The sequence below is a fragment of the Ruegeria sp. ANG-S4 genome, from assembly GCF_000814005.1.
Taxonomy (GTDB): domain Bacteria; phylum Pseudomonadota; class Alphaproteobacteria; order Rhodobacterales; family Rhodobacteraceae; genus Ruegeria.
Genome location: NZ_JWLK01000005.1, coordinates 952,984 through 978,405 on the forward strand (window position 1 = coordinate 952,984; position 25,422 = coordinate 978,405).

The following is a 25,422-nucleotide window of genomic DNA, read 5'->3' on the forward strand; positions in this document are numbered from 1 at the left end:
CTCTTAGCTGTTCCGGGCCCACCCCGGGTTTTGTCAGCTTGAGGACAATATGATTGCTGCGTCGCAGCATTTCAAGTTTTTTCTTGCTGCGTTGCAGAAATTTTTAGTTTCAATGTGAAATCAGATGTTTGCTTTTACCCGCACATAGGTTCCCGGCGCTGGCGCAAGGCTTGGATGATCCGAATCGCCGGGACTGCGGGCCGGAACCTGCTTGCCGGACCGCTTTTTCAACCACGCCTCCCACATCGGCCACCATGACCCCTCATGGAAGTCCGCGCCCTTCAACCAATCATCCGCATCTGCCTTCATATCCGGGTTGGTATAGTGTCCGTATTTCTTTTTGCTGGGCGGGTTGACGATCCCGGCAATGTGGCCGGATTCCGAGACTACAAAACTCTTGGATTTTGCGCCCATTTGCTGAACGCCGCGATAGCAATCTTTCCAGCGGGCGATGTGATCCGTCTCGCAGGTGATCGCCATCAATGGGACATCAACATCCTTGATTCGGAGTTTGTGGCCCAGCAACTCGAAGCCATCACCAACAAAGTCGTTTCCCTGACACAGGCCGCGCAGATACTGGATGGCCATTTTGCCCGGTAAGTTGGCCCCGTCCCCATTCCAGTACAAAAGGTCAAAAGCGGGCGGAGTTTCCCCCATCATATAACTGCGGATCGCAGGGGTATAAATCAGATCGCGAGAGCGCAGGAAGGACATTGTGCGGCCAAGAATCCACGCGCGCAGAATACCCTCTTTCGAGATTTGTTCTTCGATCCCATCAACGAAATCGTTTTGCAGAAAGGGTGTGAACTCACCTTGTTCGCCAAAGTCGGTCAGTGTCGTGAAAAACGTCGCCGACTTGACCGACTTGTCCCCGCGCTGCTTGAGCAATGACAACGTCAGGCTCAGCGTCGTTCCGGCAATGCAGTATCCGACCGCATTGATCTGCTTGACCTTGCAAATCTTCTTGGCTTCTTCAATCGCTGTCAAAAAGCCTTCTTGGATGTAGTCCTCCATTCCGACGTCAGTGAACGACGGATCGGGGTTCACCCAACTGACGACAAACAAGGTATAGCCCTGCTCGGTCACCCATTTGATCAGACTGTTCTGCGCTTTCAAATCCAGAATGTAGAACTTGTTGATCCAAGGCGGGAACAGAACGATCGGCGTCTCGTGTACGGTTTCTGTCGCCGGCTTGTATTGGATCAGCTCCATCATCCGGTTGCGATACACCACATCCCCGGGCGTTGTAGCGATGTTGCCCCCAATCTCGAAGGCCGTGTCATCCGCCAGCTTCACCACCAACTCGCCGTCGTTCGCCTCAAGATCCGAAACGAGGTTTTCCAACCCGCGTATCAGGGATTGACCTTCGGTTTCGACCGCCCGTTCCAGCGCATCCGGGTTGGTTGCCAGGAAATTCGTCGGCGCCATCATGTCCACGATCTGCTGCGAGAAGTATTTCAGGCGCTGCAAATCCTTCTGATCCAGATCATCAACCGAGGCGACCGCCTGTTCGATTGCCTGTGCGTTGGTCTGATACTGCTGTCGGATAAAGCGAAAATAGGGGTTGGTTTCCCACATCGGGTTGGAAAAACGACGATCTTTGGGGGCGGCCTCGTCCTCATCAACCTCGCCTTTGGTAAAGGCTTGCTGTGCCTCGGCAAAGTTCATTACCGATTTGCCCCAGAATTCAATCTGTTGTTCCAGCAACTTGGCAGGATTCTGCCATGCTTCGGCCCAGTATGCTGTTGCTGCTCTTGCAAAAAGCTCTTGATTCGGACCGTCCAGTGCGGGGTTGTGCGCCTTTTTTCCGGCCATGACTTCGATCAGCCGTTTCGACAGTGCCTCGACCTTTTCCATATTTTCTTTAAGGCGTTCAATATGTTCTTCGGTCATTTCGGTCGTCGGGCCTTCGCTAGTTGTCATTTTAACAATTCCCCCCTAACTTCGCTGCCATGCAGAATAACGTCGTGGGCGTCGGGGGGCAAAGCGACGAATGGTCCGAACTCTCAGGCTGACACTTAGGAGGCCCATTTCATGCGCTACATGATGACCTACGACCTGATGGAAACCATTCGGAATACCAATCAATGGCTTGGCGCAACCGCCAGCGCTGTTGCATCGTACCCGCAATTTTCCATGATCCCAAATCCGGCGTTCAACTGGATGGCCGCGTGGGGCGAAGTCACCGAACGCACCTTTCAACGAATGGTCGTCAAGCCGGACTGGGGCATCCGCACCTACACCTGCGAAGATGGCAAAGACCACCTTGTCGATATTACCACAGTGACCGAGCGTCCTTTTGGCGATCTGGTGCACTTCCGGGTTAACGGGCGGGAGGAACAGCCGCGAAAAGTCCTGCTCGTCGCACCGATGTCGGGCCACTATGCGACATTGCTGCGGTCGACTGTCAAAAGCCTTTTGGTCAATTGCGAGGTATACATTACCGATTGGCATAACGCGCGCGACATTCCCGTGTCAGAGGGCAAGTTCGATGTCGAGGACTATACCCTGTACCTTGTCGATTTTATGAAGGAACTGGGCCCCGACACCCATGTTGTCGCCGTCTGTCAGCCAGCGCCGCTGACGCTTGCCGCGACAGCTTATCTGGCAGAGGTCGAGCCCAAGGCACAGCCCAGCACCCTGACATTGATCGGTGGCCCGGTTGATCCCGATGCAACGCCAACGGAAGTCACCGACTTTGGCCGGCGCGTCACGATGGGTCAGTTGGAAGAAACCATGATCCAACGGGTGGGTTTCAAATACAAAGGCGTCGGGCGCATGGTTTATCCCGGCCTTTTGCAACTGGCCTCGTTCATGTCGATGAACGCGGACCGCCACAGCAAGGCATTCTCGAACCAGATCCATCGTGTCATTCGGGATGAGGCATCTGATCACGATGCCCATAACCGTTTCTACGACGAATATCTGGCCGTTATGGACATGACTGCGGAATTCTACCTGTCGACCGTCGAGCGCATTTTCAAAGACCGTGAGATCGCGCGGAACGAATTTGTCGTGGCGGGTCACAAGGTCGACATCGGCAAGATCACCGATGTTGCCGTCAAAACCGTTGAAGGGGCGAACGACGATATTTCTGCGCCCGGTCAATGTATCGCAGCATTGGATTTGTGCACCGGTTTGCCTGACGAGAAAAAAGCCAGCCATGTCGAACCGGGTGCCGGTCATTACGGTATTTTCGCGGGCCGCAGCTGGCGTGACAACATCCGTCCGCTTGTGATTGATTTCATGAATGAAAACAGTCGCAAGAAGCCACGCCGCCGCGCAGCCAACAGCAACAAGGTGGCCTGACAGTGTCGGGCAAGACGCAGCAACCATGCGATCTTGCCTTTTCCTGCCATTGCGGCGCGGTTCAGGGTCATATCACAGCTTCCGGTGTTAAGTCGGGCACGCATGTCGCGTGTTTTTGCAAAGATTGCCGAGCCGCCCAACTTTACTTTCAGCAGCCCGATCCGGCGCCGGGTCCCGTCGACATTCTTCAGACCACGCCCGAAGATATCGTTTTTGAAAGCGGTGCCGACAAGTTAGGCCTGATGCAACTCAGCCCAAAGGGAATGCCGCGCTGGTATGCCACGTGTTGCAATACGCCCATCGCGACGACCACGCGAACGCCAAAATTCCCGTTTGTAGGCTTCCTTGCCGATCGCTTGCGCGACCCCGACAAACTGGGGCCAGTCAAGGTTCGTGGCTTTGTTCCCGGCCCCGGCGGCAAACAATCCTATCAAGGAGTTCGGCACGCAATTACCGGACTGCTGTCCCGTGTCGTGAAGTCACGGCTTTCCGGGCGATGGAAAGACACGCCGTTCTTCAACATCGAAGCAGGCACGCCCGTGGTTCCTCCGGTCATCCTCAGCAAAGAACAGCGCACCGCCCTGTATGACTAGGAAATCCGCAACGGGATGCGAAGCCATTCCTCCAAGGCACCGGTAACGGTGTCGGGTGTCTCCAACGTCGGCAAATGCCCCGCGTCCTCGATCACCTGCATACTGGCACCGGGGATTAAATCTGCCATAAAGGCGTGTTTCTTGACCGGTGTCAGGGTGTCATGCGCCCCACACAAAAGCAGCGTTGGGACATTGATCCGGCGTAGCGTCCCCTGTTGGTCAGGACGCTTTTGAAGAACGCGCATCTGCCGGACGAAATGATCCGCGCCAATATCCAGCGCCATGCTCAGGACATCATTGAGGATCGGAATACGCCGGGGCCCCGGGGCCAGGTTATCCGAACCGATCGCCTTGCGCATAACATCCTCTAGACGTCCGCCTTGAGCGCCGACGATCAGGTCTTCGCGCCCGGCCGCCATGTGCGGCGTGTCCGCCTGGCCATCGGTTGAAATCAAACACAATCGGGTCACCCTGTCTGGTGCCCGCCGGATCAATTCCAGCGCGACCATTCCGCCCAAGCCCTGCCCGACCAGCGCAAACCGATGCGGTACGACGTCCAAAAGCCCCGAGGCGATCTCCTCCACCCTGTCACCCGACAGAGTTGATGCAATCATAACAGCACGGCTGCGCGACAAACGCTCGGTCTGTGGGCCAAACAGACGGGCGTCGCTCATAAGTCCGGGCAGCAGAACCAGCGGCTCGATCACGCGGAACCTCCGAAATCTGACGTCTTTTGCGTCTTTCCTTGCCTCAGGATGAGAGTTTTGAACCCGTGGGGCAAGGGAAACTTCAGGGATAGGCGATCCCTCGAAACGCCGGAAAATCCGCGTACCGCGCCTGCCGCACTTCTAGGCTTTCCCGAGGTTCTTCCCCCGCGCGCAACAAGCATCCGCGCGGCGCGATGTAACTGTCGATCCGCCGGACAGGCTTGGGTCGCCAAACAAGGTTGAAGGCGCAGAGTTTCGGAAAAAACCAAATCTCCGAATAATCCAGATGATCGTGCATCCACCATGCCAGATCCCGCCAGTCTCGGCCTTTGTCATATTGATCCGCAAACCATGGCACGACAATGGAAGCGCCCGCGATCCGCGCCTCGTCGACGCCCCGATCCCAGATATGGCATTCCATCCAATTGTCGTTTCGGGCGCAGTTCAGCTTATTCTCGTTCCCGAACCTATTCAGCGACGGCGCGCGATAGCCTGACCGAACCGCGATGCGCCCAAAGGTCTCTTCAAGCGGGTCCAGCAAGGTCTTGCAGAATGCCGTTCCGGTCTCAATCGCAAGGTCGGGATTTTCAGGGATGTTCTGCAGCGCGTGAAAGTTCCCGATCTCAGAGTATAGAAACTCGCGCATGAAAAAGTGTCGGGACAGGCGCACACGTCCCAACGTCTCAAGGCTCCACATGCTGGCTGGTTTGCGCATCAGGTCCCTACTCTATCCCCTGTTCCGCCAGCCAATCCAAAATCCCTGCGACCGCTGCATTAGTTTGACCCGGTGACATCAACCGCCCCGCAATCACATGCGAAGCCGGATCATCCCCAGCCCCCATCGTAACCAGTTGAACGTCGGATGGCCCACCCCACTTTGCGGCCACCTCATGGGTTCGGTCCGGACGTACCACCTGATCCTGATCTGAGAACCAGAACAAAGTCGGGACCTGCGCCTGCGCAAAATCCAACCCGAAAACCACATCAACAAGCACGGACATGGGAACGACGGCCTCCCAGGGATAGGTAAGTGTCCAGTATTTCTCTTGCTCCGGATTTGTAGAGGACGCGGTTCGCTCCTGCCCCAACAGCACGGGCAACCATGTTCGTGCCCAGGGCAATGTCGGAACCCAGGCACCGGGCGTGTTCACGCCAAAGTTCGGCGACACCATCGCCATTGCCGCGACATCCTCGCTCAGCACGGGGTCGACCGCCACGGCGGCGGCCAGCGTACCACCGGTCGAGGTCGAGATGACAATCACCGCATCACCCACCGCGCGGGCCGCCGCCAGTCCTTCAGCCATGTCCCGCATCCAACCCGAAGCCGTTCCTTCGGCCATGGCCGCCCCGGTCCTTCCATGACCTTGCAAGCGGGTGTAAACCAGATTGGCCCCAAGCGCCTCGGCCACCTTGTCAGGGACCGGACGGATTTCCTCGGACGTCGCCGAGAATCCGTGAACATAAAGAACCGCGTATTTCGTTCGCTGCTCGGTGAAACCCGGCTGCCAGATCACCCGCTTTTCAACACCCGGGACAATGTCATCAAAGGCTGACTCGGTCGCCTCGAAATAAACCTGTACACCCTCGCCAAACTTGCGCGGATCAAATGTCGGTTGCAAATCGACCTGCTCGCGCGGGCCAAAGAAAAACATGAGTGCTCCAACGCCGATCACGCCCAGCATGACCCACCCAAACCACTTCATCAATCAGACCCGATAACGTCTAGAATGGCATCCTCGATCAGCGTCAGGCAGCGTGGATCGGAAAAGCGATGATCCGCGTCCTTGACCAGCAGCAGCCGGATGTCAGGGCCGCTGGCATGATCAAGCAAGCGCATCGCCGTGTCGGTCGATACGGCCGTATCGGCGGTGCCTTGAAGAAAGCGCACCGGAAAGGAGAGGCTCAGCGCGTCACGCAGCACCAGGTTCTGTCGCCCATCCTCGATCAATCGTTTCGTGATGACATACGGTTCCATGTAATCCGAAGGCAACTCAACCGAACCAACGGCATCCAAGGCCGCTTTCTGCTCATCCGAAAAGTTTGCCCAATAACCGTCTTCCGTAAAATCCGGCGCTGCAGCTATAGTCACCATGCCGACAATTCGTTCGGGCATTGCCTTGGGCAGCAACAGCGCTTGCCACCCGCCCATGGACGAGCCGACGATGATCAGCGGCCCATCGGTCAGCGCGGATACGGCCGCGACGCTGTCTTGGTGCCAGTCCCCGATGCATCCCTCCTCAAAAGTTCCAGAGCTTTCACCGTGACCGGAATAGTCAAACCTAAGAAAACTGCGCCCGCGCGCCTGCGCCCACGCCTCCAGATGCACCGCCTTGGTGCCTTCCATATCTGACTTCAAACCACCCAGAAAAACGATAGTTGGACCAACACCTTCACTGGCATGATAGGCCAAGCGCCGCCCTTGGGCCGTGTCCAGAAATTTCGCAGCTGCCATGATACATCCTCGATTTATTTCAGCATCATGCACGCTGCTTCGCCAAGCGCAATTCCTCTTCATCTTTTTACAAATACTCATTTCCGCGCGTGCGACCGGCCCCAACGGGGTGCCACTTGACACCGGCACCCTCAACTGCCACATGGACCGAACACCATAACCCGCAACCGGGCGTTCAGTGGGCGCCAAACCGACGAGGAGAGCCAACAATGGCTTTAGACGCACAGTCAGTCTCACTCACTTTTCCCGATGGCAATGCAAGATCCTATGACGCAGGTGTTGCGCCCGCGCAGGTGGCTGCTGACATCTCGACATCTTTGGGCAAAAAGGCAATCTCGGCAACTGTGAACGGCCAGCACTGGGACTTGCAATGGCCCATCGAGGCGGATGCCGACATCGCAATCCACACCATGAAAGACGAAGTTCAGGCCAACGAACTCATCCGCCATGACCTGGCGCATGTGATGGCGCGCGCTGTGCAGGAGATCTGGCCTTCCACCAAGGTCACCATTGGGCCGGTCATCGAATACGGCTGGTATTATGACTTCGACCGTGATGAGCCTTTCACGCCCGAAGATCTGGGCCTGATCGAAAAGAAGATGAAAGAGATCATCAACAAGCGTGATCCGGTCACCACCGAGGTCTGGGAACGCAAGCGCGCGATCGAGTTCTACAACGCCAACAACGAGCCTTATAAGGTCGAGTTGATCGAGTCGATTCCGGGGGATGAACCTCTGCGAATGTACTGGCACGGTCACTGGCAGGATCTCTGCCGCGGCCCGCATTTGCAGAATACCGGACAACTTCCCGGCGACGCATTCAAACTGATGTCCGTCGCAGGCGCGTATTGGCGTGGTGACAGCAACCGCCCGATGTTGCAGCGTATTTACGGTGTGGCGTTTACCGGCAAGGAAAAGCTCAAGGCCCACCTGCATATGCTGGAAGAGGCCGCCAAACGCGATCACCGCAAGCTGGGTCGCGAAATGGACTTGTTCCATTTTGAAGAGGCCGCGCCGGGATCGGTTTTCTGGCACCCGGCCGGATGGCGCGTCTTCCAAAATCTGATCGCCTACATGCGCCGCCGTCAGGAGGCTGCGGGATATGTCGAGGTGAACACGCCCGACATCATGGATCGCAGCCTGTGGGAGACCTCGGGCCACTGGTTCAATTACATGGAAAACATGTTCCTCGCCCAGACGCATGATGATCGGGACTATGCGCTCAAGCCGATGAACTGCCCCGGCCATATGCTGATCTACAATCACAGCCTGCGCAGCTATCGCGAGCTGCCGATGAAGATCGCCGAGTTCGGCAAGGTGCACCGATACGAGCCGTCGGGCGCGTTGCACGGCCTCTTGCGCGTGCGCAGCTTCACACAGGATGATGCGCATATCTATTGCACGCCGGAGCAACTGACCGAGGAATGTCTGAAGGTCAACGACCTGATCCTGTCGATCTACAAGGACTTCGGCTTTGAAGATGTACATGTCAAACTGTCGACCCGTCCCGACAACCGCATCGGCAGCGATGAAAGCTGGGACTTGTCCGAAGGCGCACTGAAGACCGCTCTCGATCAGGCCGGGATGAACTACACGATCTTCGAAGGTGAAGGCGCGTTCTACGGGCCCAAGCTGGAGTATGTCTTACGCGATGCCATCGGACGCGATTGGCAGTGCGGCACCCTGCAGGTTGACTATAACCTGCCGGAGCGGTTCGGCTCGACCTATGTCAGTGCCTCTGGCGAAAAGCTTGCGCCGGTCATGCTGCACCGGGCGCTCTTTGGCTCGCTGGAACGATTCATCGGCATCCTGATCGAAAACTGGGAAGGCAAATTGCCGTTCTGGCTGGCACCACGTCAGGTCGTGGTTGCCTCGATCACGTCCGAAGCCGACAGCTATGTCGCCGAAGTGGTGAAGACGCTCAAAGCCGCAGGCATTCAGGCTGAGGCCGACATTCGCAACGAAAAGATCAACTACAAGGTCCGCGAACACTCGCTGGCCAAAGTGCCGATCATTCTGGCGGTCGGCCACCGTGAAGTCGAAGATCGCACCGTCAGCGTTCGCCGATTGGGCGAGAAACAGACGCAGGTTCAATCGCTTGAGGCTGTAACAAATGAGCTGTCGCAGGCAGCGACACCGCCTGACCTGTTGTAACATTCGGCGGCATATCGCCTGATATCCGGCCCCGGCAAAGGGGCCGGATTGAAACATTTTCTATTTTTCAATTCAAAAACAGTTTGTTAACCTGCAAGGGGCCATGACGGTCTTTGACGGGGTTGTGAGACACGGGCTCGTGAATTCACCTGCCGGGTCTAAGTCACTACCTTCATCAATGTCACAAGCAGACATACGCAGTTATCAAAAGGGATTACCGAGATGTCGAACACCGCAAAAACACTGGTTATCGCAAGCGCAGTCGCCGCAGCCGTATCGGGTGCAGCAACAACCGCTTCTGCCCAAGCCAAAGAGAAATGCTATGGCGTTTCGCTGGCGGGTCAGAATGACTGTGCCGCTGGCCCCGGCACCACCTGCGCGGGCACTTCAACGGTAGATTATCAGGGCAACGCGTGGACCTTGGTCGATGCAGGCACCTGTGCAGATATCGAACTGCCGGACAACCGCAAAGGCTCGCTTGAGCCACTGGATCGCGACCTGCCGGCATAAGGTCGACCCAACGAATTTTCAGGGGCGGGCACCATCGCCCGCCCCTTTCTTCGTGATCAAGGAACTGGCTCATGTTGGATGACGCTCTGAGGTCAAATCGTTTGCCCGCCGCTCCGGGTGTTGGGTACAAACCACAGCATTTCACCCAGATTCTTGAATACGCAAAACCTGTTTCCTGGCTGGAAATCCACGCTGAGAACTATATGGGCGACGGTGGCAGGCCATTGGCCCAGCTGCGCCATCTGTCCGAGATATTTCCGATTTCCGTCCATGGCGTTGGACTTTCGATTGGCGGAGAAACCCCGCTTGACCGCGACCACCTCGCACGCCTGAAACACTTGATCGGATGGCTGAACCCGGCCAGCTTTTCGGAGCATTTGGCTTGGTCAACGCATGACAGTCACTTTCTGAACGACCTTCTGCCCCTTCCCTATACGGATAAGACTCTGGCACGGGTCTGCGACCACATCGATCAGGTTCAAGACGTTGTCGGGCGCCAAATGCTGCTGGAAAACCCGTCAAGCTATCTGGCCTTTGAGGAAAGCACATGGTCCGAACCCGATTTCCTGCGCGAAATCGCCAAACGCACCGGGTGCGGGATGCTGCTGGACGTCAACAACGTGTTTGTGTCGGCGACAAACCTCGACTTTTCGCCGCAAGAATACATCGACGCCTATCCGCTGGAGAAAGTCGGTGAAATCCATCTTGGCGGACATAACGAGGACGAAGACGATCACGGCCACCCCCTGTTGATCGACAGCCATGGTCGCGAAGTGGTCGATCCGGTTTGGGCTTTGCTGGACTATGTTCTGGACAAATCCGGCCCCAATCCGGTGCTTGTCGAATGGGATACCGACGTTCCGGATTGGCCGGTATTGCGGGCCGAGGCTGAACGTGCGCTGGCGGCGTTGGACCGGGTTCCGGCATGAGCGTGTCGCAGACCAAGTTCCATGCGGCCCTTCTGGACGCAAGCCAACCCGTGCCGGATGGGTTGCTGGACGCGGATGAACGCCCGGCCGGTCGCCGCTTTAGCGTGTACCGCAATAATGTGGCCGTATCCCTGACCGAGGCAATGCATCAGGCCTTCCCGGTCATCACCAAATTGCTGGGGCAGAAGAATATGGATGGATTGGCAGGTATTTTCCTGCGTCAACATCCACCGTCTTCACCCTTGATGATGTTTTACGGTGAGGAATTCCCCGAATTTCTTGCCGGTATGCAACAGCTGTCTCATCTGGGGTATCTGGCTGATGTGGCCCGTCTGGAGCTGACTTTGCGCCGCGCCTACCACGCCGCCGACAGCGACCCGATCGATCCCGAGGCTTTGGCAATCGCGCCAGAAGACCTGATGCAGGCCAAGCTGACATTGGCACCTGCAGTCGAGGTTTTATCCTCGGACTGGCCGATCTTTTCGATCTGGAAATTCAATACGCAAACAGACGCCCCAAAACCCGAAACGGGTGGTCAGGATGTTCTGATCACACGCCCGGAATTCGATCCGGCACCCCAACTGTTGCCACCTGGCGGTGCGTCTTGGATCGGCAGGATAAAAAATGGTCTGACCATCGGCGCTGCTTCCGAAGCGACGATGTCCGAGATGCCCGAGTTTGACCTTGGGCACACCCTGGCACTGCTTTTGCAAGGCGGTGCAATAACTTCCGTGACTATCGAAAGGCTGGAGACATGACCGCTCTGATCTCTTTTCACAACAACACTCTGGGAAAGCTCGACCTGACCTCGGGTTGGCTGACTCCGACTCTGGCCCGGCTGGTATTCGCGGCAACGCTGCTGATTTACTACTGGAACTCGGCCACGACCAAAATCGGCAGCGGTTTCTTTGGTTTTCTGTTTCCGTCCGACGGTGCCTATGTGCAGATCTTCCCTAAGGCGATGGAGGCCGTCAGCTATGACAGCTCCCAACTGGGTTTCTTTCACTGGGTCGTCGCGCTCGCCGGGACATGGGCAGAATTTCTGTTGCCTGCCCTGCTGGTTATCGGCCTGTTTTCACGCGTGGCCGCATTGGGAATGATCGCCTTCATCTGGGTACAGACGATTGTGGATGTCGCCGGACATGGCGCCCAGTTGGGCAACTTTTTCACTGCCGCGCCGAACATCCTTGATCAGCGGACTATGTGGACATTTCTGATGCTGGTCATCGTGATCAATGGCGCAGGCCCGCTGTCGGTGGATCGTATTCTGGGCGTTAAATGAGCTAGAAATGCGCCTTGGGCTCGTCAGGTTTTCCTGCGGCGAGCCCAAGCACGCCGGCGACACCGGCGAACGCGATCGGGAACATGGTAAAGACGCCAAACCCAAACGCATAGTACATCCCGGCCGCTGAAACGAGCAGCAACACCCCCGCGATCAAAGCGCGCGCATGTGCCATCGCACCGCCGACAATCGCAAGCAGCGGCGCGAGAATCGACGCGGTCTGGATAAGTTCTGGGTTCGAGACCTGTTCGGCGATGCCATCTATCTCGCCAAAACGGTCGATGAACGCGACAAAGCCATATCCGAAAAACCCGACTATCATTCCGACCAACCCGGCAATGATGCCCAGTATCATGGCTGCGTTGCGCATTCACTTTTCTCCGATTTTGCCGGACCTACATATGCAGCCCGTCACGCAACGCCAAGGTCTTTGCGCGTTTCTTCGGTCCAACCGAGGAACAATCGACCGTCCGAGCTAATCAATGGACGTTTCATAAGTGTCGGATGATCTGCCAGCAGCGCCTGTGCGGGTCTTGCACGCTCCTGCTCGTCCAAGCCGCGCCAGGTTGTTGAGCGGGTATTGAGCAAAGCATTGCCGAAATCGTTCAATGCCTGCTCAATCACGTCGCTTGGCACACCCTGCGCCCGAACGTCCACAAATTCGGCATTTGGAAGATTTTTCAAAGCCTTGCGGCACGTGTCGCAGGTTTTCAACCCGTAAAGGCGCATATTTCGGTGACTCCTATCGTTGCTAAATATTGGGCAAAAATATCATCTTAGCCCGGTTGTTCTTGATTTTTTACTTTACCGTGCAATGTTGAAAAAGGTGAAACACGCAATTCGGGCCGTCTCGTGTGGGCGAAACAGTGATGTGTTGCGGTCGCGCCAACCACAGCCCCGCCAATTTGCGGGCGAACGTGAAAGAAGAAGGAGACACGGGAAATGCCAACTGGCACCGTGAAATGGTTTAATACCACTAAAGGCTATGGGTTTATCGCCCCCGATGAAGGCGGCAAGGACGTGTTTGTTCATATCTCAGCCGTTGAACGCTCGGGCCTGACCGGGCTCGCAGACAATCAGAAAGTTTCGTACGAGTTGCAGGACGGACGGGACGGTCGTCAGATGGCGGCTGATTTGAAGCCATTGTAACTGCTTATCCGCCTTTGGCGGAGCATTTCAAACAAGGTTAACGGCCCAAGTCCGGCCGTTAACCATATTTTGCTAGCCTCGTGCGGGGGCCGTGGTGTCGTGGTTGAACCAGTCATCCCCCATCGCGACGATGCAGGACGTTCCGGTCGCGTAGGTTACGACCATCGTCCATGAACCAGACTTGCTGGTCCAAACTTCCATGATTTGTTCGGGCCCACGCACGCCCGTCGCCGCGCGCTCTGCCCCGAATTGGCGGGTCAGCTTGTCGTAGAGCTTTCCGGTCGGTTCGCAGATCACGTCGGCAATCGGGGATTTTGCTTGCGCCGGCACCGCCAGCAGCAAAGCAAAACCCAAACCTCGTATCAGAGAAGACGTTGTCATGAGTGTCTTGTAACAGATTCACGACAAAACGTATAGACAAATGATATGCGCGATCAGGTTTCGCGGATAACAGCCTCAAACTCGCGCCACTCCCTTGCGGTCATGCCCGAGTTTGCCTGGGTGACATCTTCCCCGGCCAGCATCCGGCGGAGGCAGGAGACCATCTGCGCAGATAGATTGACCGCACCCAGGCGATAATCCTCGAACGCGCGATAGGCGAAAGGCACCCAATCGGCCACGATTTTGCACATGGCTTCGGCATAGACCCGAATTTCGTATTGTGCGTGCGGGTCTGCCCTGAGACGCAGGAAATGAAACAGGTTGTGAAGGTCAACCTTCCAATACCATTGCGTGTAGACGTTTGCCGGTAGATTCATCCGCGCCAATTCCCGTGCCAGCCCTTGCTGCCCATCCTGCCCAATCATGGATTCGTAATTGTCATAGCAGCGCGTGCTGTCGGCCTTGAGAATTTCCAGAACCCGCGCGGCCTCATCCCCTTGCAACGTATCACCGCGGCCCTGATTGTTTATTTCGGACTGCGCGGCCACATGTTCCGGTGCCGGAATATAGAATTCACGGTCGAGAATGGAATAGCGCGCCGAATATTCGTTCACATTGGCCGTGCGGTGGCGAATCCATTGCCGGGCGACAAAAACCGGCAACTTCACGTGCAGCTTGATCTCGCACATCTCGAATGGGGTCGAGTGCCAATGCCGCATCAGATAACGGATCAAGCCCTCGTCGTTTTGGACAGATTTCGTGCCTTTGCCATAGGATACGCGGGCCGCCTGACAGATCGCTGCGTCGTCGCCCATATAGTCGATCACACGTACAAATCCGTGATCCAGCACCTGATGCGCGGTGTACAGATGGTCTTCCATACCTTGAGCAACGACGCGGCGGGTCGGGATCGCCTGCGCGCGTTGTCCTTCGATTTCGGCCAGTTGGTCGGAAGACAGCGGCATGAAATGGTCCTTTCCAGAAATGAGTCGCATACCACTATATATCGACAATACACCCACTGAAACCGCACTATGTGCCTTGATCTTCGTAAATACTGAAATGTGTCTGCTCTGCCCCCTCGACACTTGAGGACCGCGCGCTAAGCTGCAGGCAATTGCAATCACAATAAGGAAAGCCGCGATGGGGCTGACATATCTTCACACCATGGTCCGCGTGAAGGATCTGGAGAAATCCATAGCGTTTTATGAGCTCTTGGGATTGAAAGAGACCCGCCGCTATGAAAGCGAGGCCGGCCGTTTCACACTGGTCTTTCTGGCACCTCCCGGACAAGAGGATGTGCCGATTGAGTTAACGTATAATTGGGATGGCGATGACGCGCTGCCCAGCGACAGCCGCCACTTCGGGCATCTGGCCTATGGCGTCGACAACATTTACGAGACTTGCCAACACCTTCAGGACAACGGCATCGTCATCAACCGTCCACCGCGCGATGGGCGGATGGCATTTGTGCGGTCGCCGGACAACGTATCAGTCGAATTGCTGCAGAACGGTGAGGCGTTGGAACCTGCTGAGCCCTGGGCCAGCATGGAAAGCACCGGTCACTGGTAAGAGGCCCCGGCGGAGTTGGCCCGTTCGGCCAATTCCGCCCAGCCAGGCAGCCCGACCATCATTTCGCGGTCGGGTGGTGTCGGGATCGAAGCGACAGTTGCATCGACATGCATCACTCAATAGAATTGGAACGAATTTCAGTCCGGTTCTTTCAGTAAATGTACCTGATCTGATCCGTCCAATACCGTTCGACCCGGCGCAGAGAATTGGTGATATCCTCGATCCCTTCGGGACCCAATACGCCCCTGCTTTGCAGACCGTCCGCGTGACGGGCAAAAAGCTCGGCAACGATACTTCGGATTTCCCGCCCGCTTGCTGTCAGACGAACGCGAACCGAACGGCGGTCAATCTCGCAACGCTGATGGTGCATATACCCCATTTCCACCAGTTTCTTGAGGTTGTAGCTGACATTGCTGCCCTGATAGTAGCCCCGGCTTTTCAACTCGCCCGCGGTCACTTCATGATCGCCGATGTTGAAAAGAAGCAGGGCCTGAACGGCGTTGATCTCCAACACGCCGACACGTTCGAATTCGTCCTTGATGACGTCCAGAAGCAGCCGGTGCAGACGCTCGACCAATGCGAGCGCCTCAAGATAACTGCCCATGAATCCCTTGTGGCCTGGTGCAGAGACCTGCATTTCAATACTCATCCGACCCTCCGATTCAGCCGTCCTGTTTCAGGCAGGATGAGAGGAATTCACCAATATTCAGTTAAGCGTATTTTTCGTTACTTTTGAAAGGTCTGCGCGATATCCGCGACAAGTTGCGCAAAGGGCGCGGGTGCTGAGACCTGTCCCGTGATCCATTGGTAAAGGTCCTGATCGTTTTCATGCAGCAGCGCGTCGAACGCATCCAACCCGTCTGCATCCATGGAATCCAGATTTTGCTCGGCATAGGCTGATAGGATCAGGTCCATCTCTTTGATGCCACGGCGCATCGAGCGCATCTTCATGCGCTTAATTCGTATGTCGCGCGGCTCGGTCACCGCGCTTGTTCCAGCATCAGGCGCAGCTTTTTCTCAAGCCGTGCAGCGCGTTCGGCAGAGGATCGCATCTCGCCCCTTATGGCGCGAAGTTCGGCAACGACGCTGGCCAGTTCCGGTGCCTCTTCGTCGCCGTCAAAGGGTTCGTCCATTCCCTCGCCCTCTCCGGTCAGCAACCACATGATCGACACGTTGACCATGCCCGCCATCATCGACAAACGGTTTGCGCGTGGTTCGGAAAGATCGTTTTCCCAGGCCACAATTGTGGACTTTTTGACGCCAAGACGCCGCGCCAGATCGGACTGGGTCATTCCTGCAGCCTCGCGCGCACCGGCCAGCCGGTCTCCGAAGGTGGCTGCATCTGGTCCGAACCAGTCGTTCTCGTCGCTCATCAAAGTCTCCAAATCCGCTCTCTCAATGGCTTGATCGTCTTTCGGGCGCACCCTATGACAGTCAAGCTGAACATACAAACCGAGGCCGCCCATGAGTTTCCTGTCTGCGACATTGTCACGCGTAAAACCCTCGCCCACCATCGCAATGACGGCAAAGGCGGCTGAACTTAAGGCCGCTGGGCGCGATGTGATAGGCCTGAGTGCTGGTGAGCCGGACTTTGACACGCCGCAGAATATCAAAGACGCGGCTGTTGCAGCCATTGCGGCGGGCAAAACGAAATACACTGCACCGGATGGCATTCCAGAGTTGAAACAGGCCGCCTGCGCCAAGATGAAACGCGATCACGGTCTGGACTATTCGCCCGCGCAAATGTCGGTCGGAACCGGTGGAAAGCAGACGCTTTACAATGCGCTTATGGCCACCATGAACGAAGGCGATGAGGTCGTTATCCCGGCCCCCTACTGGGTCAGCTACCCCGATATGGTTTTGCTGGCAGGTGGCACTCCGGTGATTGCCGAGACATCGTTGCAGACCAACTTCAAACTGACCGCCGATCAGTTGGAGGCTGCGATTACCCCAAAAACCAAGTGGTTCATTTTCAACTCGCCGTCGAACCCGACCGGCGCCGGCTATAGCCGGGCGGAACTGAAGGAACTGACCGATGTTCTGATGCGGCATCCGCATGTTTGGGTAATGTCCGACGATATGTACGAGCACTTGGCCTATGACGGGTTTGAATTCTGCACGCCTGCCGAGGTTGAGCCCGGGCTTTATGACCGTACACTGACCTGCAATGGCGTTTCCAAAGCATACGCGATGACTGGCTGGCGGATCGGCTACGCTGCCGGTCCGGTCGAGATCATTTCAGCCATGCGCAAGATCCAATCGCAATCGACATCGAACCCCTGTTCGATCAGCCAATGGGCCGCCGTCGAAGCGTTGAACGGCACTCAGGATTTTCTGGCACCAAACAATGAAACCTTCCGGCGGCGGCGCGACCTGGTGGTCGAGATGCTGAACGCAATCGACGGTATCTCGTGCCCCACCCCCGAAGGTGCATTCTATGTTTATCCCTCCATCGCCGGGCTGATCGGTAAAACCACCCCAGCCGGGACAGTCATTGAAAACGACGAGGCATTCGCCACTGCCCTGCTGGAAGAGGCAGACGTGGCCGTTGTGTTTGGCGCAGCGTTTGGGTTGTCGCCGAACTTTCGGGTCAGCTACGCCACGTCGGACGAGGCGCTGACCGAAGCCTGCACGCGCATTCAACGTTTCTGCGCGTCGTTGACCTGATCGGAGGAAGCCGGATGTCAGCAGAATTGCCCGACTACTATTTTCGCGTGCGCGAGAATGGCGCGGTGGTTTTCAAAGTCGATACCGAAAACCGCCACCGCCGAATTGAGATGGACCAGATCGCTGTCATCAACATTCGAAATGGCGAGGTCAAACCCCACGGGCAACGCACGCTAACCGAAGCAGACAAGGCCGAGATCGACCGTTGGATTGAAGATCGCAAGGCCTTGCTTGCGCAGCGGGATATAGATGACATTCACCGCGCCGTGGACTACCTGAACCTGACGACCCAGTGGGCGCAATCCAAAGCCTCTGCGGATCAGCTTGAGGATGTCACGGACAGGCTATTGATGGCGATGCACGATCTGCGATCGGTCCTGGTGCGCAAGAAAGCCGACCGGTTACGCGCGGATTGACGCGGTCACTCCGCCGGAACGCCCACCGTGCGCACCGACCGCATCCAGAAACGCGCCATCAGCAGGACCGCGGCACAGGCCAACCCCAGAACCAGGCCCAGCCAGACGCCAATGCCTTCCATTCCGTAGACGAATCCAAAGTAGTAAGACGTTGGGATTCCAACGATCCAATAGCTGAGCGCGGCCATCACCATCGGAACCTTCGCGTCTTGCAGCCCGCGCAAAAGACCCAGCGCGATGACTTGGGCGCCGTCCACAAGCTGGAACAGGGCTGCCATCGCCAGCAGACCGGTGCCGATGGCCAAGATCTGACCACGCTGCGGGTCGTTCGCCTCCATAAACAGCGAGATCAGCGGCTCGGCACATGTCAGGAACAGAATTATTGTCAGAATCGACATGACCAGAGACATCGCCGTCACAGCAATCGCGCCTTTTTCCAGATGCGCCCGATCGCGACGTCCGAGCGCATTGCCGGCCCGGATCGTCGCTGCGTTGGACAGGCCCAGATGCACCATGAAGGTCGCTGAAGCGAGGTTCAGCGCGATCCCATGGGCCGCCAGCGGAACCTTTCCAAGCCAGCCCATCATGATCGCGGACATCGCAAACAGGCTAACCTCGGCCAATGTCGTCAGGCCGATGGGGACACCCAACCTAAGGACGCTGAAAAACATCTCCCAGTCCGGCCGCCAGAACCTTTGAAACAGGCTGTGTTCCGGAAGCGCGCGCACGGCGTAAATCACCACGAAGATCAACGACACGATCTGAGTGACCACCGAGGCAATGGCCGCGCCAATGACACCCAGTTCGGGCGCGCCCCAGTTGCCGAAGATCAGCGCATAGTTCGTAAGGCCGTTTACCAAAGCGGCGACGACGGTGATCCATAAAACGATCTGCGTCCGTTCAAGCGCGGCAAGGTAGGATTTCAGCACCATCACAATCAGTGCCGGGAACAATCCCCAGCCGGCGACCCGAAGATATTGAGAGGCTGTTTCGGCCACGTCCGGTTCTTGTTTCAAAGCGATCAGAACGGGATAAGACCACCAAAGCAGCGGCATCATAAGGGCGGCATAGATGAGCGACAGCCACAATCCCATGCGGGTCGAACGGCGGATGCTTGTTTCATCTTCTTCCGCCGCAGCCGTGGCAACCATGGGCATGACGGCCCAGCCAAAGCCGGCACCAAACAGAAACAGGACGAAGTAATAGCTGCTGGCCAGCGTGACCGCGGCCAGCGCCTCGACACCGTACCAGCCCAGCATGATGGTATCGGTCAGGCCAATCGCAAACTGCGCCAGATGCCCGCCAACCAAAGGCAGGCCCAGCACGGCAATTGCGCGGAAGTGGCCGGGATATGTCATCGTCTTGTTCATCGACTCTGCCATATGCCCGGCCCGAGCGTACGGCAAGAGCAGATAAAACAAATTTCAAAATGAGACCTGATTTACCCTGCCCGGCTAAGTGCGCGGCACCCGCCTCGCCGGAAATTTTACAGCGCAATGATCGGTTCAATGATCCTTCGCTTCTGGATGGAGCGCCGACCCCAGAATGTGTTCGGACCGATGAATCACATGATGTGCCTGACCGACGATCAATGGGTCGGGCGCGCCAACTATGGCAGTATCCTTTCCCGGGTAGTCCAGAGTCGAAAGGAAATGGCGCATGCAATTGAGGCGCGCGCGCTTTTTGTCGTTGGATTTCACGATGGTCCATGGCGCGTCAGCAGTGTCCGTGTAAAAGAACATCGCCTCTTTCGCTTCAGTGTAGTCATCCCATTTGTTCAGGCTGGCCTTGTCGATCGGGGACAGCTTCCACTGCTTCAAAGGGTCGGTTTCGCGGCTTTTGAACCGGCGTTGCTGTTCCTCTTGCGTGACTGAGAACCAGTATTTGTAAAGCTGAATTCCCGACCGAACCAGCATCCGCTCCAATTCCGGCGTCTGGCGCATGAATTCCAGATACTCGTTGGGCGAACAGAACCCCATCACGCGTTCGACGCCTGCGCGGTTGTACCAGGACCGATCGTAAAACACCATTTCGCCTACCGTCGGCAGCTCTTGCACATAGCGTTGGTAATACCACTGGCCCTTTTCTTCCCAAGTGGGCTTGTTCAAGGCCACAACGCGCGCCTGACGGGGATTGAGATGCTCCATAAACCGTTTGATGGTGCCGCCTTTGCCCGCGGCATCCCGCCCTTCGAACAACAATACAAACCGCTGACCGGTTTCCTGCGCCCACAATTGCACTTTCAACAACTCGGCCTGCAATTGCGCCTTTTCGCTTTCATAGGTAGGTCGCGCCATCTTGCGCCCATAGGGGTATTGTCCGCTTTCAAAAGCCTGCCGAATCCTCTCCGGGCTGGGCAGCTTGTCTTGCGGCTTTTCGACTGGAACGACTTTGATCTGCGGGCTTGGGTTGTCGGCGCGGGCGATTGTTTCCATTGATTTGATCCTTGGTTTCACTGTCCGGCGAAACGGCTAACGCAAAACCCGGGAATACGCCTTGATTGGTGTCAAACCGGCCCCAATCCAAGGTTCAAGTACCTCTACCGATGCCCCCAGTCCCCTGCATCATCGGAATTGTTCGGGGAAAGGCCCAGAACATCCCCAGCGGTTGAGCACCCCAACCCCAGAACAGTGCGGTTTGCATAGGCAAAGTACGCGCAAACCTGATTTATCTCGAGGATTTCCCCATCATCCCACCCGACATCCCGCAGCGCATCGACATCCGCCTCTGTCAGCAACGCAGGATCTTCGGTCAGCTTTTGCGCATAGTCCATCGCGGCAATCTGGGCAGCATCCAGCGGGGCATCTTCCACGCGCCCTGCCTCAATCGCGGACCTGATCGCGTTCGCACGTGTTTGGTCACCCAACAAACGCTGCAATCCGGCGAAATGGTGCTCGACACAATACGAGCATCGGTTCAACGAACTGACCCAGACGCCCAATACCTCAAGGAACCATTTGGGCACTTTGTTCCCGGAATGGTGCAGCACTGCTTTGTACAGAGCCATATGCCCTTCCATCGAGTGTGGCCGGAGACTGTGCGCCATCATGATGTTGTCGACGTTGTTGCCCGGTCCGGTCACACGTTCGTAGAGCTTTTTGAGTCGCCCGGTCGCTGCGTCGAAGGGGATTGTTGTGATCCAACTCATGAATTGTCTTTCGCTTGCCAGTTGTTGTTTTCAGGGAATTTCGGTGCTTCCAAGCGCGGTCGTCAAGCCCCAACACCCCGGGTTTCATTCAGCTTGGGAGACAAGAAATGTCTCAGACTTGCGCGTTCGTCAGACTCATTTACCCTGACCGAAGATTTCAGATGGAAAGGCGTCGTTTCAGCATGATCAGATTTCTTGCAGCACTTGCCGTTCTGACGGCTCCGGTAACTTTGCCTGCTTGGGCACAGCAATCCCAGGGCACCGATATCACAAACGCCATTTTCAAGAACCGATCGGGTGATTGCGCAGATTATATCGGCGATTACACAGCAACGGTTGAGGATATTCAGAAACAGACGAAGTACCAGTCGCAGGTGAAGATCGTCGCCGACGACGAGACATGCACCATCGCGTCCAACGGCACGCCGAACCACGACTTCAACGGCGCAACGGCACGGTTTGCAAATGATTTCAAGCCATTGGTCTCGGAGTTTCAAGTTCCAAGAAACCCTCAGAAAGCTGCCAAAACAACACCGCTGGGCCAGCGGGCTTACAACGCTGTTTTATTCAACGGTGTTCCGGTCGACCTTCTGTCTGCCGGATGCTATCGCCCGAACGGCCCACGGGCGGACAAGAACGGAAACGTACTGGCCGGCTGCACCGCGCGCGACCCCTGGCTGATTGATCCGCCATCTTACGACAAATATTTTGGTGTCGACTTGCATAACGCCCATACCCAGCCTGACGGTCGCTACCATTATCATTCCAACCCCAACGCGCTGTTTGTGGATCGCGAGTTTACCGAACCCTCTCCGGTGATCGGGTTCGCGTCGGACGGCTTCCCGATCTTTGGCTCAATCTTCAAAGACGACAGTGGCAAGATACGGGCCGCAGTCTCGGGGTACGAGTTAAAGACGCAAGATCGCCCCGCGCCCCCAAACGGGCCAGGCGGCAAACCGGATGGCACTTACATTGATGATTACACCTTCACTGGAAACGGCGACCTGGATGAGTGCAACGGAATGACCGTCGACGGGCAATACGGGTACTATATAACATCAACATACCCCTGGATCATGAACTGCTACGCCGGAACCCCGAATCCATCGTTCCAAAAGTAGGCGTTTTCGTCGCTTCGCTGCACACAACACCTCGCGTCCCTCTTCCCCCGGACCACATCACCTGCCATAATGGCGGAAACTCAAAAACAAGAGCAGCACCCATGCCCGACGATCTGTTGACGCCAGAAGCGACCACAACCTATGACGCCTCGTCGATCGAGGTGCTTGAAGGTCTGGAGCCGGTCCGCAAGCGACCCGGCATGTATATCGGTGGCACGGATGAGCGTGCGTTGCACCACATGGTCGCCGAAATCCTCGACAACTCAATGGACGAGGCGGTCGCAGGCTTCGCAAACCGGATCGAGGTGGAGCTGCACGAGGACTATGCCCTGACCGTGCGCGACAACGGGCGCGGCATCCCGATTGACCCGCATCCGAAATTCCCCGACAAATCAGCGCTTGAGGTGATCCTGTGCACCCTCCACGCAGGCGGTAAGTTCTCGGGCAAGGCCTATCAGACTTCGGGCGGTTTGCACGGCGTGGGTGCGTCTGTGGTCAACGCGCTATCGGATTCGATGGTGGTTCAGGTGGCACGTGACAAGCAACTGTTTGAACAGCGCTTCTCGCGCGGTGTTCCGCTGGGCCCGGTCGAAAAAGTCGGCGCTGCCCCGAACCGGCGCGGGACCACTGTGACCTTTCATGCGGATGCCGACATCTTCGGCCATCACAAATTCAAACCCGCGCGGCTGTTCAAATCCATCCGCTCCAAGGCCTACCTGTTCTCGGGCGTCGAGATTCGCTGGAAATCCGCCATCGACGACGGCGAAACCCCGACCGAGGCGACTTTCCACTTCCCCGGCGGTCTGTCGGATTACCTGAAGGAGACGATGAACGGCTCCTCCACCTATGCCGAGCAGCCCTTTGCCGGCACCGTGGATTTTCAGGAGAAATTCGGCACCCCCGGCAAGGTCGAATGGGCGATCAACTGGACGCCCTCGCGCGATGGGTTCATCCAGTCCTATTGTAACACCGTTCCCACCCCCGAAGGCGGCACCCATGTCGCCGGGTTCTGGGCTGCGATCCTCAAGGGCATCAAGGCCTATGGCGAGTTGATCAACAACAAAAAGGCCGGCCAGATCACCCGCGACGACCTGATCACCGGCGGCTGCGCGCTGGTCAGTTGTTTCATTCGCGAGCCGGAGTTTGTCGGCCAGACCAAGGACCGATTGGCCACGGTCGAGGCGCAGCGGCTGGTCGAGAACGCGGTGCGTGACCATTTCGACAACTGGCTCGCCGCCGATACGAAATCCGCCGGTGCGATTCTCGACTTCCTGATCCTGCGGGCCGAGGAACGCCTGCGCCGTCGACAGGAAAAGGAAACCGCCCGTAAATCGGCGACCAAGAAACTGCGCCTGCCCGGCAAGCTGGTCGATTGTTCCGCGACCAATCGGGACGGCACGGAATTGTTTATCGTCGAGGGCGACTCGGCGGGTGGATCGGCCAAAATGGGTCGGGACCGTAAAACGCAGGCGCTGCTGCCCCTGCGCGGCAAGATTCTGAACGTGCTGGGCGCGGCCAGTTCGAAACTGGGCACGAATGCGGAAATCAACGACCTGACGCAGGCGCTGGGTGTGGGCCTTGGCACCAAGTTCAACGTCGACGACCTGCGCTATGACAAGATCATCATCATGACCGACGCGGATGTGGACGGGGCGCATATCGCCTCGCTGCTGATGACGTTCTTCTTCACCCAGATGCGTCCGATGATCGACGCGGGCCACCTGTATCTGGCCTGCCCGCCCCTTTATCGCCTGACCCAAGGCGCCAAGCGCGTCTATTGCCTGGACGAGGCAGAGCGGGACGAATGGCTTGAGAAAGGTCTGGGTGGCAAGGGCAAGATCGACGTGTCCCGCTTCAAGGGTCTGGGCGAAATGGACGCCAAGGACCTGAAAGAGACCACGATGGACCCCAAATCCCGGAAATTGATCCGGGTCACCATCGACGAGGACGAACCCGGCGAGACCGGCGACCTAGTCGAGCGCCTGATGGGCAAAAAACCCGAACTGCGGTTCCAGTACATTCAGGAGAACGCGCGGTTTGTTGAGGAGTTGGATGTTTGAGTGGCGTACTATTTTGTGCTCAGCTTACGCTGCAAGTTTAGTCTTTGTGATTTAATCAATCACCTACTGTGTAGGTGTCACGATTGAGACTCCAACTGCCTGAAATTCTTCGGACATACCTATGACAACTTCATAGCGCAAAAGCGGGTCGTATCCGAGAAGACTCCAAAGTGCAGAAGGTTTCCTTTCCCTCAACTGCGACGTGGTCCAATAGGCAAAAACTTTACCAACGGGCTCGCTTTCTCGATACGGCACGAAACCTTCACTTCTGGTCCTATGGTACCCTAATACTTTGAATTGATGAAAGCTTAACCAGTTCTGGATTCTGTCAAGGTCTGAGAGGCTTCGCGAAATTCGAAATAAACATACTTCCGCACCACGACCGTATCCGACTCTTTCCCAGTCAAATTTAAGCAAGTTTGGCGGTTCTTTGCTCCGCTCCTCCTCGATCAAACAGCTTAGAACATCTGGGTATTCGTGAATGGCTCTCCGGAACTGCCGCCATCGAGCCTGCTCGCTATTCATAACGTACCCTAAGAACAGGAAAGGTTCAGTTTCCTGGTTTGAAAGATGCTCGTACTCGATTATGCAAGTATCTGACGAACGAGATTCTTCCCAGACATCGACTTCGCAATCCTCTGACGCCGCAGGCACAGTAGTGGTAACTAGCGCCGTTATATATAATAGACTTCGAATAATCCGAGCATTCCACATATGGCAATATGCCTCTAATTTCGCGCGTCGCCAAAAAGTTAAACTAATCGGGCAATTTTAGAAAAGTAGGGGATACCCAACCTCCAATCCGCACTCCCGCCCATCAAGTTCCCTGCGTCAAGATGGAAGCATGCGCCCATTCTACTCTATCACCATCAACGTGAGCCCCCATACAAGCGGATCGGGTGTTTGCATGACACCTTGCATCACGCGATAGTCGGACTATGCTGGACATTCCTCACCCCGTAGGCCGGGCTTC

29 protein-coding genes are annotated in these 25,422 nt (G+C 56.6%); 13 read left to right on the forward strand and 16 right to left on the reverse strand.

Annotation, left to right across the window (positions count from 1 at the left end; all coding sequences use genetic code 11):
* Window positions 1-120 precede the first annotated feature (120 nt).
* Entirely contained in the window at window positions 121-1,923 is a 1,803-nt protein-coding gene (locus RA28_RS17685; RefSeq protein ID WP_039531463.1) for a PHA/PHB synthase family protein, read from the reverse strand.
* Between the two features lie 111 nt (window positions 1,924-2,034).
* Between RA28_RS17685 and phaZ the strand changes: the two genes are divergently transcribed.
* A complete protein-coding gene (gene phaZ / locus RA28_RS17690; RefSeq protein ID WP_039531465.1) occupies window positions 2,035-3,309 on the forward strand; it encodes a polyhydroxyalkanoate depolymerase in 1,275 nt (424 codons plus the stop codon).
* A gap of 2 nt (window positions 3,310-3,311) precedes the next feature.
* Window positions 3,312-3,902: a DUF6151 family protein gene (locus tag RA28_RS17695; protein WP_039531467.1), complete on the forward strand. Its 591-nt coding sequence runs from the start codon at window positions 3,312-3,314 to the stop codon at window positions 3,900-3,902.
* Here the strand turns inward: RA28_RS17695 and RA28_RS17700 are convergent.
* The 4 genes from RA28_RS17700 to RA28_RS17715 all read right to left on the reverse strand — a co-directional run bounded on the left by RA28_RS17700 (window position 3,899) and on the right by RA28_RS17715 (window position 7,061).
* Entirely contained in the window at window positions 3,899-4,609 is a 711-nt protein-coding gene (locus RA28_RS17700) for an alpha/beta fold hydrolase (protein ID WP_039531469.1), read from the reverse strand. The genes RA28_RS17695 and RA28_RS17700 overlap by 4 nt on opposite strands.
* Window positions 4,610-4,691: 82 nt before the next feature.
* Window positions 4,692-5,306 (reverse strand): hypothetical protein, encoded by a 615-nt coding sequence (locus RA28_RS17705; RefSeq protein WP_039531845.1) that lies wholly within the window; start codon window positions 5,304-5,306, stop codon window positions 4,692-4,694.
* Between the two features lie 25 nt (window positions 5,307-5,331).
* The gene (locus RA28_RS17710) at window positions 5,332-6,312 is read right to left on the reverse strand and encodes an alpha/beta hydrolase (RefSeq protein WP_039531471.1); all 981 of its coding nucleotides are present in this window, start codon (window positions 6,310-6,312) and stop codon (window positions 5,332-5,334) included.
* The gene (locus tag RA28_RS17715; protein ID WP_039531474.1) at window positions 6,312-7,061 is read right to left on the reverse strand and encodes an alpha/beta fold hydrolase; all 750 of its coding nucleotides are present in this window, start codon (window positions 7,059-7,061) and stop codon (window positions 6,312-6,314) included. Before RA28_RS17715 ends, RA28_RS17710 begins: the two co-directional genes overlap by 1 nt.
* 209 nt (window positions 7,062-7,270) lie before the next feature.
* Between RA28_RS17715 and thrS the strand changes: the two genes are divergently transcribed.
* From thrS to RA28_RS17740, 5 genes are all read left to right on the forward strand, one after another.
* Complete coding sequence (thrS, locus tag RA28_RS17720; protein ID WP_039531477.1) at window positions 7,271-9,214, forward strand: threonine--tRNA ligase; 1,944 nt, start codon at window positions 7,271-7,273, stop codon at window positions 9,212-9,214.
* 222 nt (window positions 9,215-9,436) lie between these two features.
* Window positions 9,437-9,724 carry a BufA1 family periplasmic bufferin-type metallophore gene (locus tag RA28_RS17725; RefSeq protein ID WP_039531480.1) on the forward strand — a complete coding sequence of 96 codons (288 nt, stop codon included), beginning with the start codon at window positions 9,437-9,439 and terminating at the stop codon, window positions 9,722-9,724.
* A gap of 71 nt (window positions 9,725-9,795) precedes the next feature.
* Entirely contained in the window at window positions 9,796-10,653 is an 858-nt protein-coding gene (bufB, locus tag RA28_RS17730; RefSeq protein ID WP_039531483.1) for an MNIO family bufferin maturase, read from the forward strand.
* The gene (locus RA28_RS17735) at window positions 10,650-11,411 is read left to right on the forward strand and encodes an HvfC/BufC N-terminal domain-containing protein (RefSeq protein ID WP_039531485.1); all 762 of its coding nucleotides are present in this window, start codon (window positions 10,650-10,652) and stop codon (window positions 11,409-11,411) included. Before bufB ends, RA28_RS17735 begins: the two co-directional genes overlap by 4 nt.
* Complete coding sequence (locus RA28_RS17740; protein ID WP_039531488.1) at window positions 11,408-11,935, forward strand: DoxX family protein; 528 nt, start codon at window positions 11,408-11,410, stop codon at window positions 11,933-11,935. Before RA28_RS17735 ends, RA28_RS17740 begins: the two co-directional genes overlap by 4 nt.
* A gap of 1 nt (window position 11,936) precedes the next feature.
* Here RA28_RS17740 and RA28_RS17745 read toward each other — a convergent pair whose 3' ends face one another.
* Together RA28_RS17745 and RA28_RS17750 are read right to left on the reverse strand one after the other, a co-directional pair.
* Window positions 11,937-12,305, reverse strand: coding sequence for a hypothetical protein (locus RA28_RS17745; protein WP_039531490.1), 369 nt, complete (start codon window positions 12,303-12,305; stop codon window positions 11,937-11,939).
* Window positions 12,306-12,346: 41 nt separating this feature from the next.
* The gene (locus RA28_RS17750; protein WP_039531492.1) at window positions 12,347-12,664 is read right to left on the reverse strand and encodes an ArsC/Spx/MgsR family protein; all 318 of its coding nucleotides are present in this window, start codon (window positions 12,662-12,664) and stop codon (window positions 12,347-12,349) included.
* Between the two features lie 213 nt (window positions 12,665-12,877).
* Between RA28_RS17750 and RA28_RS17755 the strand changes: the two genes are divergently transcribed.
* A complete protein-coding gene (locus tag RA28_RS17755) occupies window positions 12,878-13,084 on the forward strand; it encodes a cold-shock protein (RefSeq protein WP_008758035.1) in 207 nt (68 codons plus the stop codon).
* Between the two features lie 72 nt (window positions 13,085-13,156).
* On the opposite strand, the gene RA28_RS17760 is transcribed toward RA28_RS17755, so the two are convergent.
* Both RA28_RS17760 and thyX read right to left on the reverse strand, forming a co-directional pair.
* Complete coding sequence (locus RA28_RS17760; RefSeq protein WP_052261494.1) at window positions 13,157-13,465, reverse strand: hypothetical protein; 309 nt, start codon at window positions 13,463-13,465, stop codon at window positions 13,157-13,159.
* Between the two features lie 53 nt (window positions 13,466-13,518).
* On the reverse strand, window positions 13,519-14,430 hold the full coding sequence (gene thyX, locus RA28_RS17765; protein ID WP_039531850.1) for an FAD-dependent thymidylate synthase: 912 nt from the start codon (window positions 14,428-14,430) through the stop codon (window positions 13,519-13,521).
* A 178-nt stretch (window positions 14,431-14,608) separates the two neighbouring features.
* On the opposite strand from thyX, the gene RA28_RS17770 reads away from it, so the two are divergent.
* Complete coding sequence (locus RA28_RS17770) at window positions 14,609-15,037, forward strand: VOC family protein (RefSeq protein WP_039531498.1); 429 nt, start codon at window positions 14,609-14,611, stop codon at window positions 15,035-15,037.
* Here the strand turns inward: RA28_RS17770 and RA28_RS23065 are convergent.
* The 4 genes from RA28_RS23065 to RA28_RS17785 form a co-directional block, all read right to left on the reverse strand.
* The gene (locus RA28_RS23065) at window positions 15,028-15,153 is read right to left on the reverse strand and encodes a hypothetical protein (protein ID WP_275041387.1); all 126 of its coding nucleotides are present in this window, start codon (window positions 15,151-15,153) and stop codon (window positions 15,028-15,030) included. The genes RA28_RS17770 and RA28_RS23065 overlap by 10 nt on opposite strands.
* Window positions 15,154-15,188: 35 nt before the next feature.
* Window positions 15,189-15,686 carry a MarR family winged helix-turn-helix transcriptional regulator gene (locus RA28_RS17775; protein ID WP_039531501.1) on the reverse strand — a complete coding sequence of 166 codons (498 nt, stop codon included), beginning with the start codon at window positions 15,684-15,686 and terminating at the stop codon, window positions 15,189-15,191.
* A 77-nt stretch (window positions 15,687-15,763) separates the two neighbouring features.
* On the reverse strand, window positions 15,764-16,021 hold the full coding sequence (locus RA28_RS17780; protein WP_039531503.1) for a succinate dehydrogenase assembly factor 2: 258 nt from the start codon (window positions 16,019-16,021) through the stop codon (window positions 15,764-15,766).
* Complete coding sequence (locus RA28_RS17785; RefSeq protein WP_039531852.1) at window positions 16,018-16,410, reverse strand: helix-turn-helix domain-containing protein; 393 nt, start codon at window positions 16,408-16,410, stop codon at window positions 16,018-16,020. Before RA28_RS17785 ends, RA28_RS17780 begins: the two co-directional genes overlap by 4 nt.
* A gap of 91 nt (window positions 16,411-16,501) precedes the next feature.
* Here RA28_RS17785 and RA28_RS17790 point away from each other — a divergent pair, with 91 nt between their 5' ends.
* Both RA28_RS17790 and RA28_RS17795 read left to right on the forward strand, forming a co-directional pair.
* On the forward strand, window positions 16,502-17,704 hold the full coding sequence (locus tag RA28_RS17790; protein ID WP_039531505.1) for a pyridoxal phosphate-dependent aminotransferase: 1,203 nt from the start codon (window positions 16,502-16,504) through the stop codon (window positions 17,702-17,704).
* Between the two features lie 14 nt (window positions 17,705-17,718).
* Window positions 17,719-18,120 carry a hypothetical protein gene (locus RA28_RS17795; RefSeq protein ID WP_039531508.1) on the forward strand — a complete coding sequence of 134 codons (402 nt, stop codon included), beginning with the start codon at window positions 17,719-17,721 and terminating at the stop codon, window positions 18,118-18,120.
* 5 nt (window positions 18,121-18,125) lie between these two features.
* On the opposite strand, the gene RA28_RS17800 is transcribed toward RA28_RS17795, so the two are convergent.
* The 3 genes from RA28_RS17800 to RA28_RS17810 all read right to left on the reverse strand — a co-directional run bounded on the left by RA28_RS17800 (window position 18,126) and on the right by RA28_RS17810 (window position 21,268).
* Window positions 18,126-19,490, reverse strand: coding sequence for an MATE family efflux transporter (locus RA28_RS17800; protein ID WP_039531853.1), 1,365 nt, complete (start codon window positions 19,488-19,490; stop codon window positions 18,126-18,128).
* Window positions 19,491-19,625: 135 nt separating this feature from the next.
* Window positions 19,626-20,555 carry a polyphosphate kinase 2 gene (gene ppk2, locus RA28_RS17805; RefSeq protein WP_039531510.1) on the reverse strand — a complete coding sequence of 310 codons (930 nt, stop codon included), beginning with the start codon at window positions 20,553-20,555 and terminating at the stop codon, window positions 19,626-19,628.
* A gap of 104 nt (window positions 20,556-20,659) precedes the next feature.
* Window positions 20,660-21,268: a carboxymuconolactone decarboxylase family protein gene (locus RA28_RS17810; protein WP_039531512.1), complete on the reverse strand. Its 609-nt coding sequence runs from the start codon at window positions 21,266-21,268 to the stop codon at window positions 20,660-20,662.
* Window positions 21,269-21,450: 182 nt separating this feature from the next.
* Here RA28_RS17810 and RA28_RS17815 point away from each other — a divergent pair, with 182 nt between their 5' ends.
* A complete protein-coding gene (locus tag RA28_RS17815; RefSeq protein ID WP_193747420.1) occupies window positions 21,451-22,389 on the forward strand; it encodes a YHYH protein in 939 nt (312 codons plus the stop codon).
* Window positions 22,390-22,490: 101 nt separating this feature from the next.
* On the forward strand, window positions 22,491-24,449 hold the full coding sequence (gene parE, locus RA28_RS17820; protein ID WP_039531515.1) for a DNA topoisomerase IV subunit B: 1,959 nt from the start codon (window positions 22,491-22,493) through the stop codon (window positions 24,447-24,449).
* The last annotated feature ends 973 nt before the right edge of the window (window positions 24,450-25,422 follow it).

Bases quoted from the DNA above. Each gene is read 5' to 3' on its own strand.
- RA28_RS17800 (WP_039531853.1), bottom strand. From the start codon at position 19,490: ATGAACAAGACGATGACATATCCCGGCCACTTCCGCGCAATTGCCGTG.
- thyX (WP_039531850.1), bottom strand. From the start codon at position 14,430: ATGCCGCTGTCTTCCGACCAACTGGCCGAAATCGAAGGACAACGCGCG.
- RA28_RS17815 (WP_193747420.1), top strand. From the start codon at position 21,451: ATGATCAGATTTCTTGCAGCACTTGCCGTTCTGACGGCTCCGGTAACT.
- RA28_RS17750 (WP_039531492.1), bottom strand. From the start codon at position 12,664: ATGCGCCTTTACGGGTTGAAAACCTGCGACACGTGCCGCAAGGCTTTG.
- RA28_RS17685 (WP_039531463.1), bottom strand. From the start codon at position 1,923: ATGACAACTAGCGAAGGCCCGACGACCGAAATGACCGAAGAACATATT.
- RA28_RS17755 (WP_008758035.1), top strand. From the start codon at position 12,878: ATGCCAACTGGCACCGTGAAATGGTTTAATACCACTAAAGGCTATGGG.
- RA28_RS17795 (WP_039531508.1), top strand. From the start codon at position 17,719: ATGTCAGCAGAATTGCCCGACTACTATTTTCGCGTGCGCGAGAATGGC.
- RA28_RS17735 (WP_039531485.1), top strand. From the start codon at position 10,650: ATGAGCGTGTCGCAGACCAAGTTCCATGCGGCCCTTCTGGACGCAAGC.
- RA28_RS17745 (WP_039531490.1), bottom strand. From the start codon at position 12,305: ATGCGCAACGCAGCCATGATACTGGGCATCATTGCCGGGTTGGTCGGA.
- RA28_RS17790 (WP_039531505.1), top strand. From the start codon at position 16,502: ATGAGTTTCCTGTCTGCGACATTGTCACGCGTAAAACCCTCGCCCACC.
- RA28_RS17775 (WP_039531501.1), bottom strand. From the start codon at position 15,686: ATGAGTATTGAAATGCAGGTCTCTGCACCAGGCCACAAGGGATTCATG.
- phaZ (WP_039531465.1), top strand. From the start codon at position 2,035: ATGCGCTACATGATGACCTACGACCTGATGGAAACCATTCGGAATACC.
- RA28_RS17770 (WP_039531498.1), top strand. From the start codon at position 14,609: ATGGGGCTGACATATCTTCACACCATGGTCCGCGTGAAGGATCTGGAG.
- RA28_RS17785 (WP_039531852.1), bottom strand. From the start codon at position 16,410: ATGAGCGACGAGAACGACTGGTTCGGACCAGATGCAGCCACCTTCGGA.
- RA28_RS17740 (WP_039531488.1), top strand. From the start codon at position 11,408: ATGACCGCTCTGATCTCTTTTCACAACAACACTCTGGGAAAGCTCGAC.
- RA28_RS17725 (WP_039531480.1), top strand. From the start codon at position 9,437: ATGTCGAACACCGCAAAAACACTGGTTATCGCAAGCGCAGTCGCCGCA.
- thrS (WP_039531477.1), top strand. From the start codon at position 7,271: ATGGCTTTAGACGCACAGTCAGTCTCACTCACTTTTCCCGATGGCAAT.
- RA28_RS17710 (WP_039531471.1), bottom strand. From the start codon at position 6,312: ATGAAGTGGTTTGGGTGGGTCATGCTGGGCGTGATCGGCGTTGGAGCA.
- RA28_RS17810 (WP_039531512.1), bottom strand. From the start codon at position 21,268: ATGAGTTGGATCACAACAATCCCCTTCGACGCAGCGACCGGGCGACTC.
- RA28_RS17705 (WP_039531845.1), bottom strand. From the start codon at position 5,306: ATGTGGAGCCTTGAGACGTTGGGACGTGTGCGCCTGTCCCGACACTTT.
- RA28_RS17715 (WP_039531474.1), bottom strand. From the start codon at position 7,061: ATGGCAGCTGCGAAATTTCTGGACACGGCCCAAGGGCGGCGCTTGGCC.
- parE (WP_039531515.1), top strand. From the start codon at position 22,491: ATGCCCGACGATCTGTTGACGCCAGAAGCGACCACAACCTATGACGCC.
- RA28_RS17760 (WP_052261494.1), bottom strand. From the start codon at position 13,465: ATGACAACGTCTTCTCTGATACGAGGTTTGGGTTTTGCTTTGCTGCTG.
- bufB (WP_039531483.1), top strand. From the start codon at position 9,796: ATGTTGGATGACGCTCTGAGGTCAAATCGTTTGCCCGCCGCTCCGGGT.
- ppk2 (WP_039531510.1), bottom strand. From the start codon at position 20,555: ATGGAAACAATCGCCCGCGCCGACAACCCAAGCCCGCAGATCAAAGTC.